We start from the raw sequence: 15,881 nt of genomic DNA, 5'->3' as shown, positions 1-15,881 counted from the left end.
AAAAAGGGGGAGCATTCGTGGTTAGTGATAAAGTTGTTTATATCACTGGAGCAGCGAGTGGGATCGGCTATGAACTTGCCCTCTCATTCGCCGAACAGGGCGCAAAGGTTGCCCTTGTCGACTTAAATGAAGATGGTGTAAAAGAAGCTGCCCAGAAACTGACCGATGAAGGACATCAAGCACTTGGGTTAAGATGTGATGTCACAATGGAAAATGAAGTGAAACAGTCGATTGATAAAACCGTCGAACATTTCGGCAGTCTGGATATTTTAATCAATAATGCAGGATTACAGCATGTTGCTTCTGTTGAAGAATTCCCGACAGAGAAATTCGAATTGCTGACGCGTGTTATGCTTGTCGCGCCTTTTATAGCGACGAAACATGCCCTTCCCATTATGAAAAAACAGGGTTTCGGACGGATTCTGAACATGTCATCAATCAACGGACTTGTCGGATTCGCAGGAAAAGCTGCATACAATAGCGCAAAGCATGGCGTCATCGGATTGACGAAAGTGACAGCTTTGGAATCAGCAGAACATGGAGTTACGGTGAATGCGATCTGTCCAGGATACATCGATACACCGCTCGTACAGAATCAGCTCGAAGATCTTGCGGAAAATCGAGGGGTTTCAAAAGAGCAGGTGATGGAGGAAGTCATTTATCCACTAGTCCCACAGAAACGATTGTTATCGGTAAAAGAAGTCGCAGATTACACCTTGTTCCTCGCTAGTGAAAAAGCAAAGGGCATTACAGGGCAAGCGGTTGTAATCGACGGAGGATATACAGCACAATAATTGTGAAGAGGAGGAGAGTTTGAGAATTGCACGCAACTCTTTCCATATATGATTGTGTGGAAGTCATTCTAGATGTTGGATGAGCGATTTCGGGGGTATCTTGAGCAAAATTTCGAAAGCATCTTGAACAATTTCAGTGGCATCTTGAGCAAATTAGTAAAATAGCCCCGCTCTCCAACGTGCAAGTCTAGCCTAAACGCGTCATCAGCCCCCCATTTTTCACCCCTCGTACAACTCTAACGCTTAAGTATTACACATAAGCATACTGACAGTCTTTGTCTGTATGCTTTTTGTGTTGAAAAAAGAAGAATTACGCGCAATTCTTTCCATTAAAGTTTTATTTTCCAAATATCAAAAAGAAACCTCTATCTGACGAGCACCAAAACATTTGAGGGAAATAAAGAGGACTGCCCTTTGAAACAGTTGGACAGCCCCGGTTTTTCAATCATTGATGATCATATCATTTTGCAGATCCAAAATCCGGGCCATGACACGTTGGATTTCTTCACGCTGTTGAGGTGTGGCACTATGCGATACTTTTTGCAGATCCAGATACGCTTCTTCAAGCTGTTGTTGCGCACCAGAGTAGACCGCAGCATCAATCTGTGGTTCCTGATGGTTATAGAGTTCATTCTGTTTTGATGCATACTCGATCACTTGCTCTGCGCGAGTAAGAAATGTTCTTAAAGATTCATGTTCTGTCATTTTGGGCTTCCTCCTCTAGAAAGTTGTACATATAGTGTGTTATAGCATGTCGAATAATATGTGTGTGTTTATAGACATACGCATAATTTTACAGACCTCCATATTTGTCCCTATCATGTGTGTTTTTTTCAACATAATGTAGTAGTGACTAGATAAAAAGGAGGCTGAAAACATGAGCGATGGAAAAAGAAAAGGCGGTAAAGGTTTCACTTTAATCGTTGTTTTGTTCATCCTACTGATTATTGTAGGAGCTTCTTATGGCGGCGGTGGCGGATATGGCTACGGCGGCTGTGGTTGTGACGGATATGGATATGGCGGCGGCTACGGCTGGTAATTTGTCATTAAAAAGCAGTGGAGGGCTTTGTCCACCATTTTCATATTGACTAGAAAAAAGGGTCGGCCCATCATGGTCACCCTTTTCGTGTATAAAACGAAGGAAATGCAGGTGAAATTCACTCCATTCATCCCCGGTCTTCAGGGTGCTATAATAGAAGCATCTCCATGACAGATAGGAGGACCAAGACATGGATTTACATAAAATTACCCTTGTTGCAGAGTGGTTGAAGGCATCAGAAAGTACGGTGATACTGACAGGCGCAGGTATGTCGACAGAAAGCGGGATTCCGGATTTCCGTTCCAGAGAAGGCTGGTGGAAGAAAATCGATCCTATGACCGTCTCTACTATTGAAGCGCTTGAAAATGAGTACGAACTTTTCCATGGTTTTTATAGTTTAAGGTTGACGGACTTGAAAACGTGCCATCCCCATAAAGGACATCATCTTTTAGCTGAATGGGAAAAACACGGCCTAGTGAAAGGAATCGTCACCCAAAATGTCGATGGCTTTCATCAGGAAGCTGGCAATAAAAATGTTCATGAACTTCACGGATCGTTACGGTCGATTTTTTGTTCGGATTGCGGTCAAGCTTCTGAGGAAGGATCTTTTTTGAATCATGCTGTTTGTGCAATGTGTGGCGGCCATTTACGGCCAGAGATCATTTTGTTTGGTGAAATGCTCCCTCAAGATACGTGGGGAAAAGCGATTCGGCTGATTGAAGACTCAGACCTGCTGATCGTCATCGGCTCAAGCTTACAGGTTTCTCCAGCGAATGAATTACCATTTCTAACGAATGGAAAAAAGGTGATCATCAATAACGAAGCAACGCTGTTGAGCGAGCAATTTGACTTGCAGCTCGAAGGAAAAGCGGGTGACATTCTCGAAGCTATTGATGAGAAACAGAAGGGTGGAGATTTTTCATGATGACATTGAAAATACCGAAAGAAGAACGCGAACAGCTCGTCCGGAATATCCAGGGCTATTTCATCGATGAGCGGGGAGAAGAAATCGGGGATTTGGCGGCAGGGCTCATGCTGGATTTCTTTTTAAAAGAAGCGGGTCCTTATGTTTACAACCAGGGTGTACGTGATGCGAAAAAGCTTCTCCAAGACAAAATCATGAACGTAGAAGAAGATATGGACGCCCTTCAGCGCCCGATCGAATTGAATAAGCGTTATTAATCTAAGAAATCAATTGAATAGACCATGCCATTATCAAGCTTATTTTCGTATGGAATCATGAAATTCAATAAGCCGATTACTTTAATGGTGCGGTCTTTTTCATTTATGTATGTTTCTGCTGTCATGAAGAACAGTCCACCTGTATGTATAGCTGAGCCTGATTCCTTTACTTGATCGATGTTTGCTTTGGTATAACCAGCTGAAGTTACATCGGATGACACCGTAAAACATTTTTCATAATTACAATTTAAAATATTGTTCTCTGAAAGCCATTCCTGATAGTCATCTGCCGTTGGACAACTGATCAATAGAAGAGCTGTTACACAAACGATTGCGAATAACGACATTTTTAATTTTCTATTCATTTGATCCCCCTTGAAATCCCATTATATTACTTTTAGTATACGGTACAATGAGGTATTAGAAAAGCTGATCCCGTCCAGGACCAGCTTATCTTCACTTATGGGAAACTTTTTGCTCGGTAAATTCTCGTTCTTCCCCAAAATTCAGCAGAATCACTTCTGTTTTTTTGTAATCTCGTAATAGTTCGAATAATTCTTTATCCTTTTCCATCATGGTTTCGATCACTGGGAAGTTTTGTAACATGTTTTCAAGGACTTCTGGTCTAGGAGATGTTTCTTTGGTTGGAAAGTGATGATTAGGGATGACATACTTTACGTCGAGGAGATTTTTTGTGACATAAGCAGCTTCTCTAGGTCCCATGACGAATTGTCCTGAAGATGAAAGGATAGCCAAATCAGGCTGGTAGAACTCCTGAATCAGTTTCATATCCATCGTCATGGTTGTGTCCCCAGAATGGTATAGTGTGACGTCATTCATGAAATCGTAGACATATCCCGCAGGCTGTCCAGCATATAGTGGAGTGTTCTCGGTTTCTTTGAAGGAAGATGTATGCATGGCCTGGACCATGGTTACTTTCACATCATCAAACTCGACTGACCCACCATAATTGAGAAGATGTACATTTTGATAACCATTTTGAAGTAGGATCAACCCCATTTCATACTGACAAACAATCAATACTTCGGGGTTGGCATCAACTAATTCCTCTAGGCCTGCCGTGTGATCAAAGTGTCCATGTGTCAGGTAAACTGTATCGATTGTTTTAAGAAATTCAGGTTTTGTGTACACTTCGGGACACCCGGGGTTCACACTTAAAAAAGGATCGATCAAATGTTTTTTGCCATACCTACTTGTAAGCAAGTATGAAGCATGACCAAGACGCATAATTTTCATACACATGCCTCCTCAATAATTGTTTTCAATATAGACTTTTCTTCGTTTTCAAGGGTATACCTTCCAAAAATGTAATTAAAGTAAAAAAAGGATAAGCGATCCCCTGTTGACATCGCATTTCTACCGGTCTATAATTGCAGAAAATTTCATATAAAACATGATAGAAGAATGTGAGAAACAAATCATCCTGGCATCGGTCAGTCAGTAGGAATAGCCAATATGAATGAAAGGGTCATAGGTAGACGGGGAAAGCTTTAAGGAGGAATTTCGATGGTAAAAAGAAACTCTGAAACTCCAAGACATAGCCGTGACCAGGAAGAAATCCGAGCCATGACAGATAAGGAAATTGAAGCTTTTCACAGAAAAACGTATGAGAAATTCATGCGATATACGAGAGGTCGAAATCGAATCCGCAGAAAATAGAGGTAGAAGTATGAATACAGAGAGAGGCCATTTAGTGTTTGTGTATGGAACACTCCGGAAAAATGAATGCAATGCTCATGTGCTGGGAAATGCAAAGTGCATATCAGAACATGCCTGGGTTCAAGGAACACTGTTTGACACAGGTTTCGGTTACCCAGCAATGACTCTTCTGGACACAAGGAGAGTTTTCGGAGAGATATACGAAGTCGATGCTGATGGTCTTAAGAAACTGGATCACCTTGAAGGATACAAAGAGTCCAGCAATGAAAACCTATATGAACGAAAAATTCATCCGGTCTGGACGGAAGATGGACCAGTAGATGTGATCATTTACACGGTCGATCATAATCCTTCCCTTTGTAAGAGAGTGATCAAATGCGGGGATTGGCTTAAACGCTAGATTCAATCAACCATCCGGAAGCGGGTGGTTTTTATTTTGACAAAATTGCAGAATCATTGGGTAAGACTCTGGATTATCTGGCCAAAACTCAGTATAAAATCTCAACATACATAGTGATGGAACCAATCAATCTGAATTGATGGCGTACACATCAATAGAGCGGTCCCATTTATGAATTTGAGTTTCTTTCCGCATCCCGATCCTTTTTGCAACAGTGGCTGAGGGTCTGTTTTCTGGAGCAATCAGTGAAATGAGTTTAGGATATTTGCATTTTTCGAACCCATAGTTGAGACAAGCTTGGGCGGCTTCCGTTGCATAACCCTTTCTCCAATGTTCTCTGACGAACAAATAACCGATTTCCATCAAGACTTCACCATTGATTTTCTGCGGGGCGATACCGCATTGCCCTATAAATTCCCCAGTTTCCAGCGATTCCACCGCCCATAAGCCGACATTATAGGCATTGTAGTTATTGTGCGTCCATTCGATCCACTCTTCTGCTTGCTGCTCCGTTTTTGTAGATGGATAATGCTCCATCGCAATCGGATCCGAAAATATCTTCATCAAATTCGGAACATCGCTATTTTTGATAGGACGTAACCTCAAACGTTCAGTCCGCAATTCAAACATGATTTTACCCCCTGTGAAACCCCATCTAGTCACTAGTTTATTATCACCAACAGTATACTATACGTGCCTGGTACCATTTGGAACCTCAACAGCCCCAAGGCTTCCGTGACTGTGCCAGGCACTATCTCAGAGTCCTTGGGGCTGTAGGATTGAATTTTTGTACCTGGCACCGATTCAGGTACCGATTCATTGATCAGCCTCTTAGCGTGAGGAAGGAGAGGAACCAGACAGCGTGGTTTTGTTCATCAGCTGAAGCACGTTTGAAAACATGTCTGATGTATGGCGTTCGAGCTTTATCAGCGATGTCCAGGTAGAAGTCTGTAGTCTCTTGTTCATCGATGAAGGAAGCACGGACACCTTTTCTGTAATCATCCGGGCATTCTTCTGTAATTTCAGGTTTGTGCTGCTGACCTGTCAAGCTGACATAAATTTGCGAGAACATTTGGAAGTGGGTGATTTCATCCTTACGGATTTCAAGGATTCGTTCTTTTTCCGCTTTAGTTGGCGCATTTTCAGCTAATTTCTCATAACAATGGATCGCACTATACTCTCCATTGATCGCCTTACGTAAATCTTCAATTAGACTTTGTGACTCCATTGGCTGTCGATACATCTGCATTTCAAGCATACACCTCCGAATTTTCTTCGGTATCATATGCCCAGAAAAAGACAATTGTGACAACCGACGATTCAAGGTAAAAAACACTCATGTTCCCTACACTTTTCCCATAAGTTAGATTATGCAAAAGTACTAGCAGGGAGGGAACGCATTGAAGAGTGAAGAAGCACGATTACGCGATATTCAAGCTATGGCCTTTCATGTGATGGACGACATTCATTTAAACAAAACACAAAGGAACGAAAAAGATTTGAAAAACGCTGTGGATCATTTGTCCAGGGCGGTGGGAATGTTTGCAGACCCTAGCAAATGTATCTCACTGGATTATGTAGAAGAAAAAGTAGAGAAGGCCTATCAACTCATTGTAAAGAAAAAACGCGTCCAAAAGACGCTGAAAGTAAAATGATAACGTGCACGATCAAAAAAGAGCTCTAGAACCAATCTAGAGCTCTTTTGTATTTTTTCGCTAAAAGCGGCACCACCAATGACTCCAGAAAAAAATATGGACCGGCTCACGGGAGCCAGTCCATGTCAAAGGGGAGGTAGGATAATTTGTCAGGGGGAACCTGAAGCTTTTTTAAAGTTCAAAGGAACCTCCTACTTATATAGACGCATGACTTGAAAATAAGTTGCAGGAATTTTCAACTTAATTAGCGAAATATGTAAATGACTTAAAATACGAACAAAAGTTCTGTGTAATGAAGGAGGTAAAAATGAAAGAAGTGTTGCTTGTCATTGATGTCCAAGATGCTGTCATGGAGAATACTTACCAAAAAGAAGAGGTGATCAACCGAATATCAAGTTTGATCCGAAATGCTCGGACTAATGATGTTCCCGTCATATACGTTCAACATGAGTACCCTGCCGGACCGATGAAACGAGGTGAACCTGGCTGGGAGTTACATTCTTTATTGGAAAAGCCATTAGAAAAGGAAACCATCATAAATAAAACACTGCCTAATTCGTTTGCAGATACGAATCTGAAAGAAGTCCTTGATAAGTTAGGAATGAAACACCTTTATATATGTGGGGCACAAACGGATTATTGCGTCGATTCCACTTGTCGGGGAGCATTCGATGCACATTATGATGTCACGTTGGTCACGGACGCCCATACGACTATGGATAATGACCATTTGACAGCTAAACAAATCATCGATCATACACACAATACGTTAGGAAACTTCTGGAGTCCTGATTCAACCATTACACTCGAAAATACCGAGGACGTTTTTTGGATGAAAGAGAAAATAAAATAAAAAAAGTACGAAAAGCACGTAAGGTTTTCTCGGTAGATTACGTTATATAGGGTGAAGAGGGGAAAGGAGGTCAATCATAATGCTGACGGATACGATGAAAAACATTGTAGAGGATACCAGATCCCTACATAATCAATTTGAAGAAGAAATCGTACCATACAAGCAGGACTTATGGAATTATTGCCGTTATGTCACAGGTTCCCCCTGGGAAGGCGAAGATCTGTTCCAGGAAACGTTGTTAAAAGCATTTGCAATGCTCCCCCAAATTTGGCAACCGCTCAATACGAAAGCGTACCTTTTTCGAATTGCCACCAATCGCTGGATTGATGAATGCAGAAAACGGAAACGAGCTGTTGAAGATGAATCAGACAAATATGAGCCTGACCTACAAGCTTCGCAAGCGTTCAACATACGGGAGGCATTAGAGGTGCTTGTTCATCATCTTACGCCGAAACAGGTGACAACGTTGCTGTTGATGGATGTATTTCAATTCAAGGCTGCAGAAATTGCGAATATGGTCCACTCGACAGAAGGGGCAGTCTACGGAATCGTTCACCGAGCCCGCAGAAAGCTGCAAACAGTCGGCACATACGAAAAAGCGCATCATACAACAGAAGATATATCACCACACTCGGAAGTCGTCGATGCGTATTTGGATGCATTCAATCGACGTGATATAGAGCAAATGCTCCAATTGACGAGTGATACCATCCATATGGAGGTATCACCAGGTTTTCAAGAATTCTCGAAAGGCGATGTCGAAAAAGGATCCATGCAAGCAGGGATCATGGGGAAGCAGGCTTTACGGAAAAACTTGTGGGGGAAAGAAATCATCATTGTTCTTGCAAAAACAGAGCATGGTCTCCAGTTGCATGATGTACAATTTCAGGATGTAGTGGATGGCAAAATCGTCCGCCACAAAAGTTATTTCTTCTGTCGGGAACTATTGACCGCCATTGCTGATAAACTCGAGATCCAACTTCAACGGAACAAACCCCCAGTCAACTGGGAATGATTTTAGGAGGTAATACGATGAAAATTACAAAAAGCCCGATTAATCGTGTTGGTACTACCTTTGTACATGTCCAAGATTTGAAGAAAACAGCCCGATGGTATGCTGAATTACTCGGTAAAGAAACGCCGCAAGTAGACCCGGATAGTCCTGTCCATTATGTCGATTTAGGGAACGGCGGCTTTTTACTTGATGATGATCGGAACAATGAACCTGGCACTGAAGCGAATCTCATGCTTCACACTGATGATATTGATGAAGCATATGCCTTCGTCAAAGAAAAAGGAGGAATCATCGTCCGGGAGATTGAGAGATTCCCTGATGTATCTTTTTTCAATTTCAAAGATCCAGATGGAAATGTCCTTATGATCTGTGAGGAGCATCACCAAGGAGATCGATCATGACGCATCAAATTCAAAGTGTACCTTGTACACATTTACCTGTGACTGATCTTGATATAGCGGTCAATTTTTGGATCGAGCATTTCGGCTGTGTTTTTGGTGATGATTATGAGCGTGAGTCGAAGACCGCCTCATTAAGAGTAGAAGATGGTCATTGGTTATTCCTGTATGAAACCGATGATATGCCTCGAAAGGCGACATGGAAGAGCGGGGTGTTACGAAATTCAGATGATGCTCAGATTTTCACAGCTACATTGAATGTAAAAGATCCCCAGCATCTGTATGAACATTTGAAGGGGCATGGCGTACAGGTAGGTGAATTCCGGGAAGTGTGGACGGGGTATGCATTTGATTGTTTTGATCCTGATGGAAACAAATTCAACATTTGGGGCGGGGAATGGAAAGAGGATTAATCTTAAGGGAATTGTCACAACGGCAATTCCCTTTTTCTCTTAAATTGTGGTAGTATTTGATAAGAAAAAACATAGAAAGCAGGGATGATGAAATTAATAAGAAATTAATCCTCATTTTTGCCAGTGCGTTTGTCTCCGGCATCATTCTTATTTTAATGATTTCGTATTTGATCGTTACACCAGAAGAAACGGCGAAAAATTTTATAGATGATCTAGAAGCAGGCAAGGTAAACGATGAATCCGTTCTTGATAAGAAATCTGAACTGGAAGAATTCATGCAATTCGGCGAGGAAAAGGATCTCGATAACACAAGGATGGTCATTAAATCCGCTGAAAATGTGGACCAGGCCTATGAGGTTGAAGCACAATTCCAAGCTTACGAATATAAAGAGGAAGGTACTGAAGTCATTGAATCGTATGATGGAAGCTTACTGATCCGTATGAAGAAAGTCGGCTTCCGTGAATGGGATATCCTTGATGTCACGATTAATCCGTACCAGTAAAGACTAGGGGGGCAATAGATGTTTATTTTTCCAATTGATGAAGATCTATCTCTGAAACTATTAGAAAAAAGGGATATACCAGAATTGTTCATCCTTGTTGATCAATCACGGGACTATTTGAGAGAATGGCTCCCATGGGTGGACGGCATGGAAAAGGAAGAAGATTATGAGCCTGTCATCGAGATGTGGCTAAAGCAATTTGCTGAAGGTGATGGCTTCCAGGTTGGCATTGTACATAAAGGGAACCTGGTGGGAATGATCGGTTATCATCAAATTGACCGCAGAAATCTGAAAACATCCATTGGGTACTGGCTTGCTGAGGGACATCAAGGGAAAGGCATCATGACAAAAGCGACGAAAGCACTTGTTGATCATGCTTTCCACACACTTCATTTGAATCGTGTCGAAATCCAATGTGGATTGAAGAATACAAAGAGTCAAGCGATTCCCGAGCGATTAGGTTTTGTAAAAGAAGGCGTATTGAGAGATGCAGAATATCTTTACGACCATTTCCACGACTGTGTATTATACAGCATGCTTAAACGGGAGTATAAATAATGAAAGAGCGTTATCACTCTACAGGTTGAGAGAATGATAGCGCTCTTTTTCATCTCGCGCCAAGGCTTGATTTCGCCAAGTTTTCTTTATCAGTTGAAAATGCCAAGATCTTGATAAACATAAGGAGTTTCTGGACTATCAATCCGTTCCACATCAGTAACTTCTATCAAAGGGATGGTAGAATCATTGTAGTTCATTTTTGAAATGGATCCTTTCACTCTTACCCATTGATCATCTTCAAACGTATGCAGTTCGGTACCTTTTGCCATCGTGCCGATTACAGTAGTATCCGCTGAACAACAAGTCATCATGAACCGTGCAATAACCATTTCATCCTTTTTCATATCACTTTCCCGATAAACAAATCCTTCGATTTCGATTGTTTTGCCCTGGAACTCATTTAGAAATACACTGAGGGTATCTACCAGGGTTGCATAGTTATCTTCAGTTACGATGATTTTATCTTTATTTTTATATTCATCCGCTATATCAGCATAATACTCATTGTATTCATATATTCCATCATCGTTCGTAGGAGCGGTGGAAGTTTCGGAAACTTCATCTTCCAACTCTTCCATATATCCTTCTGGATCTTCAAGGAATTCGTCAGCATTAGGGGTGGAACTTTCAGAGTTTGCCTGAGGGGCTTTTTGGTCTTTAGACTTTACACTGCCGTTAAGGGAAACCCCTTTTTTCTGAGCCATCGAACTATCCAAGACTTTCTCAGGGAATACGAATCCAGTCATGAGAGGTAAGATGAATAGTGAATAGACGATGAAGCGCATGAATGGATGCTTTGTTTCTTGATGGTCATGTCCGCAAAGACAATGCTCTTCTGAATCCTCTGAACGGAACAATTGGATGATCCCTAGAACAAAGAACGTCACTGTCGCAAAATACATGAACTTCATCATTTGTGGAGCGATATAATACTGGATTTGTCCTGTATAGATAAGAGCGCTCATCAAGAATGCAAAACCAAATAGAATGATCGACCTGAGATTAACGTAAAATTGTTTGTTCACGGTATCCACCCCCTACAAGAATAATAGTTGGAACGACAGGATTGAAAGAAACACGGTTACAGTAATGACTGCCATAAGAGTGAGAACGAATTTCTTTTTGAAATAAGCCAAAAGCATCAACGTGTTTTTAATATCAAGCATCGGACCATAAACCAGGAACGCGACAATTGAAGCTGTGCTGAAAGTTGATTGGAATGAAACGGCAACAAATGCGTCTGCCTCTGAACAGAGTGATACCAGGTAAGCAAAAGCCATCATGATCAAACTTGAGGACCATGCTTCTGTTCCGATCGATGCGATGAACTCACGACTGACGAATGCCTGGAACGCACTAGCGAGCAAAGCACCAAATAATAAAAATTTACCAGTATCAAAGAATTCATCAGACATATGGTACATCGTAAGTTTCCATTTTGAGACATTTTCATGACCATGCGAATGTGTATGAACATGAGTTTCAGTCTCTTTCAGCATATTTTTATTCTTGAAAATCGTATAAACAATGCCGCCGATGATGATCGCTAAAATGAATCCTAGACCCATACGTGCATAAACGACAGTCATATCTGATCGGAATGCATAAAAGGTTGATAAGAAAACGACAGGATTCAAAATTGGAGCGGCTACAAGGAAGACGACACCGATATGTAATGGCATCCCTTTCTTGATCAGCCGTCTGACGACAGGGATGATGGCACATTCACAAACGGGAAAAAGGGCAGCCATCACTGTTGCCGGTACCAGCGCAATGTATCCCTTTTTCGGGGTGAAACGCTTGATCGTTTCCTCAGACACGAACGATTGGATAAGGGCAGAGACGAATACACCTAAAAGCAGGAAAGGGAAAGCTTCCAGAACGATGCTTAAAAAGATCGTATTCAAGTCTATCAGACTACCAGGAATCTCGAGAGGAACGGCCGAGTTCTTGATTTCCTCCATAAACATGAAGCCAAAAAGGAAAAGAAAGAATAATAGAAAGATCAATATGTTTTCGCGGGTAGATTGTTGAAACATGAATCAGTCACATCACTTTATTGAATTTTAGTTCTGCAGGGCTTTTTCCAATGTTTTGATATTCCGTTCCATCAGAGAAAAGTAATCTTCATTGTTTTCAATGTCCTCTTCAGTCAATACGGAAAGATTATGGAGATAAAGAATGTCTAAGTCAAGTTGGTTTTTTATTGCATTTGCCGGCTTCGTATTCACGTTCTGCTCAAATAGAATGTATCGGATACCATGCGCTTTGGATTCTTCCAATAACTTCTTGGTTTGTTTTTGAGTAGGTTCGTTCGTCGGTGATAAACCTGATACACTCAGTTGCTCAATGCCATATCGGTTTTCCCAGTAACCATAAGCCGCATGGGAAACAAGGATTTCTTTTTTATCAGCAGCTTCAATGGTCTTTTGGAATGATTGATCCAATTCGATCAGATCAGCATGCAATTTTTCAAAATTTTTCTCGAATTCTTCTTTCTTCTCAGGTTTCAACTCGATAAGCTGTTTCTTGATGTTTTCAGCAAGTTCGATCGCTAATATTGGATCGAGCCAGACATGGTGGTCGATATCCCCATGTTCATGATCATCCTCTTTATTTTCTTTCCCTTCTGGGTGTTCTCCTTCTGATTCACTGTGCTCATGCTCTGAGTTTTCTTTGCTTTCATGACTTTCGTGATCGTCCTTTGGATGGTGATCCTCGTTATGTTCATTTTCATGGTCGTGATCTTCATGGTTGAAAGCTTGGAGGTCGATTCCGCTGCTTGCTTCAAGGGTTTTTACGTCATCATCTTTCAATGATTTCACCGCTGAATCTGCAAATCCTTCTAAACCAGCTCCATTATAAATAAAGAGGTCACTTTCAGCTAGTTTAATCATCGTTTTCGGGGTCGGTTCAAATGTATGTGCATCAGCTCCTGGAGGCAAAACACTTTCGACTTGTACATGCTCCCCGCCGATTTTTTCAGTAAAATCTTTTAATGGAAATAATGTGGTCATAACTTGTAATTTTTCTTCTTCAGCACCATCTTGTGATGTCTGTGCACTTTGACCACAAGCAGTCAATAGTAGAACAGTGAATAATACTGGTATGATTTTCTTCATGGTCTTCCTCCTCACAATTGTACAAAAAACATTATATCGTAATGGTTACGATTTGCAAACCGAAATTATTACGATTAATTAAAAATAGTTCTATTAAATCACACTCATTTGACTAAGCGAAATTTACGACACTCCTGTGGGAGAAAAGATCCAGGTGTGCCAACCAAGTTTAAGGATCATCTAGTACAACCAGCACGTCCTAAAAAATTAACAGAGCAAAAAAATTAATAAAATATAAATTCTACTATTAAAACATAAGATTTTAGGGAAAAGGTTATATAACAACAAATGATGGAGGAGAATGATGACTAAAACAGAGATTATCCAGAGATATGTACGATTCAATCAGTGGGTACAGAGTCTTGATTCTCTGAGTGATGAGGAATGGTTGAGCCCGATCAAGCCCGGAAAATGGTCGATTGCAGAAATTATTACTCATCTTACTTATTGGGATCGTTACTTTTTAAAAGAAAGATACCCAAAAATAAAAGCAGGAGCGAGGTTGCCGCGGTCCATCGATGTTAACGTCATGAATCAAAGAGCTTCCCTGTATGCAAAAAATGGTGTATCCAAAAACGAGGTCATCAAAGAATTCCTGGAAACGAGAGAATTGATGATAAAAGCCATCAATGCACGTACAGAGGAAGAACTCGATGCCACCTTCTATGATAGGGGGCACCCGGAAACCCTGAGGAAATGCCTGATCAATTTCTGTGAACATGATCGCCACCACAAGCATCAAATTGAAGATTCCCTACAAAAAACACCTGAAGTAGAAGAAATGAATTAAGAGAAACTCCGGCTGAATGTGGCCGGGGTTTCTTTGCATTTACACGTAAAGAAAGTATTCTTCAGTATAAGCGCAACTATGGCAAAAGCCTACGCTAAGGCTTGTTTGCCAAGTTTTGTTTATGTTTGAAACTTTTATTGAAAAATGGCGTAGAACTAGATAAATAGAATTTCAGGGAGGGATAATCGATTCATAAACAGACAATTGTGACCGTCGTCCTTTGTGCAATATTATTATTATCGGGTTGCAACCGGGATCAATTGAACTCGAAGCATCTTCGGAAACAGGGCGAGGAAAATGGAATAACGACATATGCACCTATCCCTAAATCAGAAGCATTGGATCTTGTACCCTATGAAATGAAAATGCCTGACTATAACCCTATAAAGAATAGCGAAGAATCAGCGGTTACATTATCTAAGTGGGAAGATAACCTTCGCTATAAATGGAGCCAATACCAATATAAAAGGTTGCAAAAAGGTTTAAGGTCCTCTCCAGCATAAAGTACATTTCATCAACTAATGAGAGAGAGGAGATCGAGTACATAACAGCGAATTTTGATCGTTTTTATAGCCGGATCAAACAATATTCCAGCTATGAAAGAATTGAATTGGACATTGGCCAGACAGCTTTCTTTAAGGAAACGGATTTCCCGGCTGCCGAACTCCATTGGATGGAAGGAGGAGTTGAATACAACCTCCATTATAGAATGTTTACAACAGAGATTGAGAAGGTAAGGGAGGAACTGGTGAAAATGGCTAATTCCATCGAATGATCCAGTTTGACAGAGTTGATTGGTTTTGCCATAATGGAATGAATTTCAAAGCAAACATTGGTTTCTAGGGTTCCGCATCACAATGGTCTGGTCCGAGAGAAACCGCACAAGCGATTTGTGTACACGGAGGGAGAAAAGCCCGGGAGGATATCATTTGGATATTTTCTCGGTTTTTTTATTGGGCTTGATCTTCAGTTTCACTTCGGAAAAAGCGAGCAACTGTAAAAACCGTAGAAATAACTAATAAAACGTAATATATCTTTAATAGGAGGAATGAGCGATGGCATGGATTTATCTGCTTATTGCAGGGGTATTTGAGGTGGTCTGGGCAATCGGTTTGAAGTATACAGAAGGTTTCAGCCGTTTGGTACCCTCGATCATAACAGTCATCGGTATGATCATAAGCTTTTATTTTCTATCGATTGCGATCAAAGCACTGCCAATCGGCACCGCCTATGCGGTTTGGACAGGAATCGGGGCACTCGGAACAGTATTACTGGGGATCCTACTTTTTAACGAGCCGAAAGATTTCATGAGAATTCTCTTTTTAGGATTGATTTTGGTCGGGATCATCGGCTTGAAATTCACATCATCTTAACCAAATTCACGATATTACTGCAGTTCGTCTGCGGAAAGTGGATATCTTTGCAATCAAGACAAGAAGGAATCTTTGAATTTATAATTCAGGCGATCTGAGGGAAATA

22 protein-coding genes, 1 pseudogene and 1 riboswitch are annotated in these 15,881 nt (G+C 41.1%); of the genes and pseudogenes, 15 read left to right on the top strand and 8 right to left on the bottom strand.

The genetic code is table 11. The features are described from left to right. Positions 1–17: 17 nt before the first annotated feature. Complete coding sequence (locus N8M93_RS04505) at positions 18–794, top strand: 3-hydroxybutyrate dehydrogenase (RefSeq protein ID WP_261129980.1); 777 nt, start codon at positions 18–20, stop codon at positions 792–794. 441 nt (positions 795–1,235) lie between these two features. Here the strand turns inward: N8M93_RS04505 and N8M93_RS04500 are convergent, their stop codons facing one another. Further along, positions 1,236–1,499 (bottom strand): YtzC family protein, encoded by a 264-nt coding sequence (locus N8M93_RS04500; RefSeq protein WP_261129979.1) that lies wholly within the window; start codon positions 1,497–1,499, stop codon positions 1,236–1,238. 172 nt (positions 1,500–1,671) lie between these two features. On the opposite strand from N8M93_RS04500, the pseudogene N8M93_RS22845 reads away from it, so the two are divergent. The 3 genes and pseudogenes from N8M93_RS22845 to N8M93_RS04485 form a co-directional block, all read left to right on the top strand. Continuing rightward, positions 1,672–1,767 (top strand): annotated as a pseudogene (locus N8M93_RS22845) (YjcZ family sporulation protein); the annotation flags it as partial. A gap of 256 nt (positions 1,768–2,023) precedes the next feature. Beyond that, complete coding sequence (locus tag N8M93_RS04490) at positions 2,024–2,758, top strand: NAD-dependent deacylase (protein ID WP_261129976.1); 735 nt, start codon at positions 2,024–2,026, stop codon at positions 2,756–2,758. Then, positions 2,755–3,015: a DUF2164 domain-containing protein gene (locus tag N8M93_RS04485; RefSeq protein ID WP_261129975.1), complete on the top strand. Its 261-nt coding sequence runs from the start codon at positions 2,755–2,757 to the stop codon at positions 3,013–3,015. Before N8M93_RS04490 ends, N8M93_RS04485 begins: the two co-directional genes overlap by 4 nt. On the opposite strand, the gene N8M93_RS04480 is transcribed toward N8M93_RS04485, so the two are convergent. Next, complete coding sequence (locus N8M93_RS04480) at positions 3,012–3,380, bottom strand: hypothetical protein (protein ID WP_261129974.1); 369 nt, start codon at positions 3,378–3,380, stop codon at positions 3,012–3,014. The two genes, N8M93_RS04485 and N8M93_RS04480, sit on opposite strands and share 4 nt — an antisense overlap. Before the next feature lie 91 nt (positions 3,381–3,471). Further along, complete coding sequence (locus tag N8M93_RS04475) at positions 3,472–4,272, bottom strand: metal-dependent hydrolase (RefSeq protein WP_261129973.1); 801 nt, start codon at positions 4,270–4,272, stop codon at positions 3,472–3,474. A 270-nt stretch (positions 4,273–4,542) separates the two neighbouring features. Here N8M93_RS04475 and N8M93_RS04470 point away from each other — a divergent pair, with 270 nt between their 5' ends. Further along, positions 4,543–4,695 carry a hypothetical protein gene (locus N8M93_RS04470; protein ID WP_261129972.1) on the top strand — a complete coding sequence of 51 codons (153 nt, stop codon included), beginning with the start codon at positions 4,543–4,545 and terminating at the stop codon, positions 4,693–4,695. 10 nt (positions 4,696–4,705) lie between these two features. Continuing rightward, entirely contained in the window at positions 4,706–5,095 is a 390-nt protein-coding gene (locus tag N8M93_RS04465; RefSeq protein ID WP_261129971.1) for a gamma-glutamylcyclotransferase, read from the top strand. Positions 5,096–5,221: 126 nt separating this feature from the next. Here the strand turns inward: N8M93_RS04465 and N8M93_RS04460 are convergent, their stop codons facing one another. Together N8M93_RS04460 and N8M93_RS04455 are read right to left on the bottom strand one after the other, a co-directional pair. Then, positions 5,222–5,725, bottom strand: a complete 504-nt coding sequence (locus tag N8M93_RS04460; RefSeq protein WP_261129970.1) for a GNAT family N-acetyltransferase — start codon at positions 5,723–5,725, stop codon at positions 5,222–5,224. A gap of 193 nt (positions 5,726–5,918) precedes the next feature. After that, positions 5,919–6,344 carry a ferritin-like domain-containing protein gene (locus N8M93_RS04455; protein ID WP_261129969.1) on the bottom strand — a complete coding sequence of 142 codons (426 nt, stop codon included), beginning with the start codon at positions 6,342–6,344 and terminating at the stop codon, positions 5,919–5,921. A 151-nt stretch (positions 6,345–6,495) separates the two neighbouring features. On the opposite strand from N8M93_RS04455, the gene N8M93_RS04450 reads away from it, so the two are divergent. From N8M93_RS04450 to N8M93_RS04420, 7 genes are all read left to right on the top strand, one after another. After that, positions 6,496–6,750, top strand: coding sequence for a hypothetical protein (locus N8M93_RS04450; protein ID WP_261129968.1), 255 nt, complete (start codon positions 6,496–6,498; stop codon positions 6,748–6,750). Between the two features lie 307 nt (positions 6,751–7,057). Beyond that, positions 7,058–7,603, top strand: a complete 546-nt coding sequence (locus tag N8M93_RS04445) for a cysteine hydrolase family protein (RefSeq protein ID WP_261129967.1) — start codon at positions 7,058–7,060, stop codon at positions 7,601–7,603. 79 nt (positions 7,604–7,682) lie between these two features. Beyond that, entirely contained in the window at positions 7,683–8,618 is a 936-nt protein-coding gene (locus N8M93_RS04440) for an RNA polymerase sigma factor (RefSeq protein ID WP_261129966.1), read from the top strand. A gap of 17 nt (positions 8,619–8,635) precedes the next feature. Next, positions 8,636–9,019: a VOC family protein gene (locus N8M93_RS04435; RefSeq protein WP_261129965.1), complete on the top strand. Its 384-nt coding sequence runs from the start codon at positions 8,636–8,638 to the stop codon at positions 9,017–9,019. Continuing rightward, positions 9,016–9,429 carry a VOC family protein gene (locus N8M93_RS04430; protein WP_261129963.1) on the top strand — a complete coding sequence of 138 codons (414 nt, stop codon included), beginning with the start codon at positions 9,016–9,018 and terminating at the stop codon, positions 9,427–9,429. The genes N8M93_RS04435 and N8M93_RS04430 overlap by 4 nt, the downstream gene beginning before the upstream one ends. A gap of 56 nt (positions 9,430–9,485) precedes the next feature. Further along, entirely contained in the window at positions 9,486–9,932 is a 447-nt protein-coding gene (locus N8M93_RS04425) for a hypothetical protein (RefSeq protein ID WP_261129962.1), read from the top strand. An 18-nt stretch (positions 9,933–9,950) separates the two neighbouring features. After that, positions 9,951–10,490 (top strand): GNAT family N-acetyltransferase, encoded by a 540-nt coding sequence (locus tag N8M93_RS04420; protein WP_261129961.1) that lies wholly within the window; start codon positions 9,951–9,953, stop codon positions 10,488–10,490. A gap of 89 nt (positions 10,491–10,579) precedes the next feature. Here the strand turns inward: N8M93_RS04420 and N8M93_RS04415 are convergent, their stop codons facing one another. From N8M93_RS04415 to N8M93_RS04405, 3 genes are read right to left on the bottom strand one after another with little or no spacing between them, the layout of a single operon-like run. Next, entirely contained in the window at positions 10,580–11,515 is a 936-nt protein-coding gene (locus N8M93_RS04415) for a TIGR03943 family putative permease subunit (RefSeq protein ID WP_261129960.1), read from the bottom strand. 12 nt (positions 11,516–11,527) lie between these two features. Beyond that, positions 11,528–12,529, bottom strand: coding sequence for a permease (locus tag N8M93_RS04410; protein WP_261129959.1), 1,002 nt, complete (start codon positions 12,527–12,529; stop codon positions 11,528–11,530). A gap of 27 nt (positions 12,530–12,556) precedes the next feature. Beyond that, the gene (locus N8M93_RS04405) at positions 12,557–13,612 is read right to left on the bottom strand and encodes a metal ABC transporter solute-binding protein, Zn/Mn family (protein ID WP_261129958.1); all 1,056 of its coding nucleotides are present in this window, start codon (positions 13,610–13,612) and stop codon (positions 12,557–12,559) included. Positions 13,613–13,916: 304 nt separating this feature from the next. Here N8M93_RS04405 and N8M93_RS04400 point away from each other — a divergent pair, with 304 nt between their 5' ends. Further along, positions 13,917–14,402, top strand: a complete 486-nt coding sequence (locus tag N8M93_RS04400; protein WP_261129957.1) for a DinB family protein — start codon at positions 13,917–13,919, stop codon at positions 14,400–14,402. Between the two features lie 828 nt (positions 14,403–15,230). Then, positions 15,231–15,325, top strand: a riboswitch (guanidine-I (ykkC/yxkD leader). 132 nt (positions 15,326–15,457) lie between these two features. Then, positions 15,458–15,775 carry a quaternary ammonium compound efflux SMR transporter SugE gene (gene sugE, locus N8M93_RS04395; RefSeq protein WP_261129956.1) on the top strand — a complete coding sequence of 106 codons (318 nt, stop codon included), beginning with the start codon at positions 15,458–15,460 and terminating at the stop codon, positions 15,773–15,775. Positions 15,776–15,881: the final 106 nt, after the last annotated feature.

Origin of the sequence: Bacillus sp. Marseille-Q3570 (genome assembly GCF_946151055.1) — a bacterium.
Classification (GTDB): Bacteria; Bacillota; Bacilli; order Bacillales; family Fictibacillaceae; genus Pseudalkalibacillus.
This window is presented reverse-complemented; position numbering and strand designations above follow the sequence as displayed.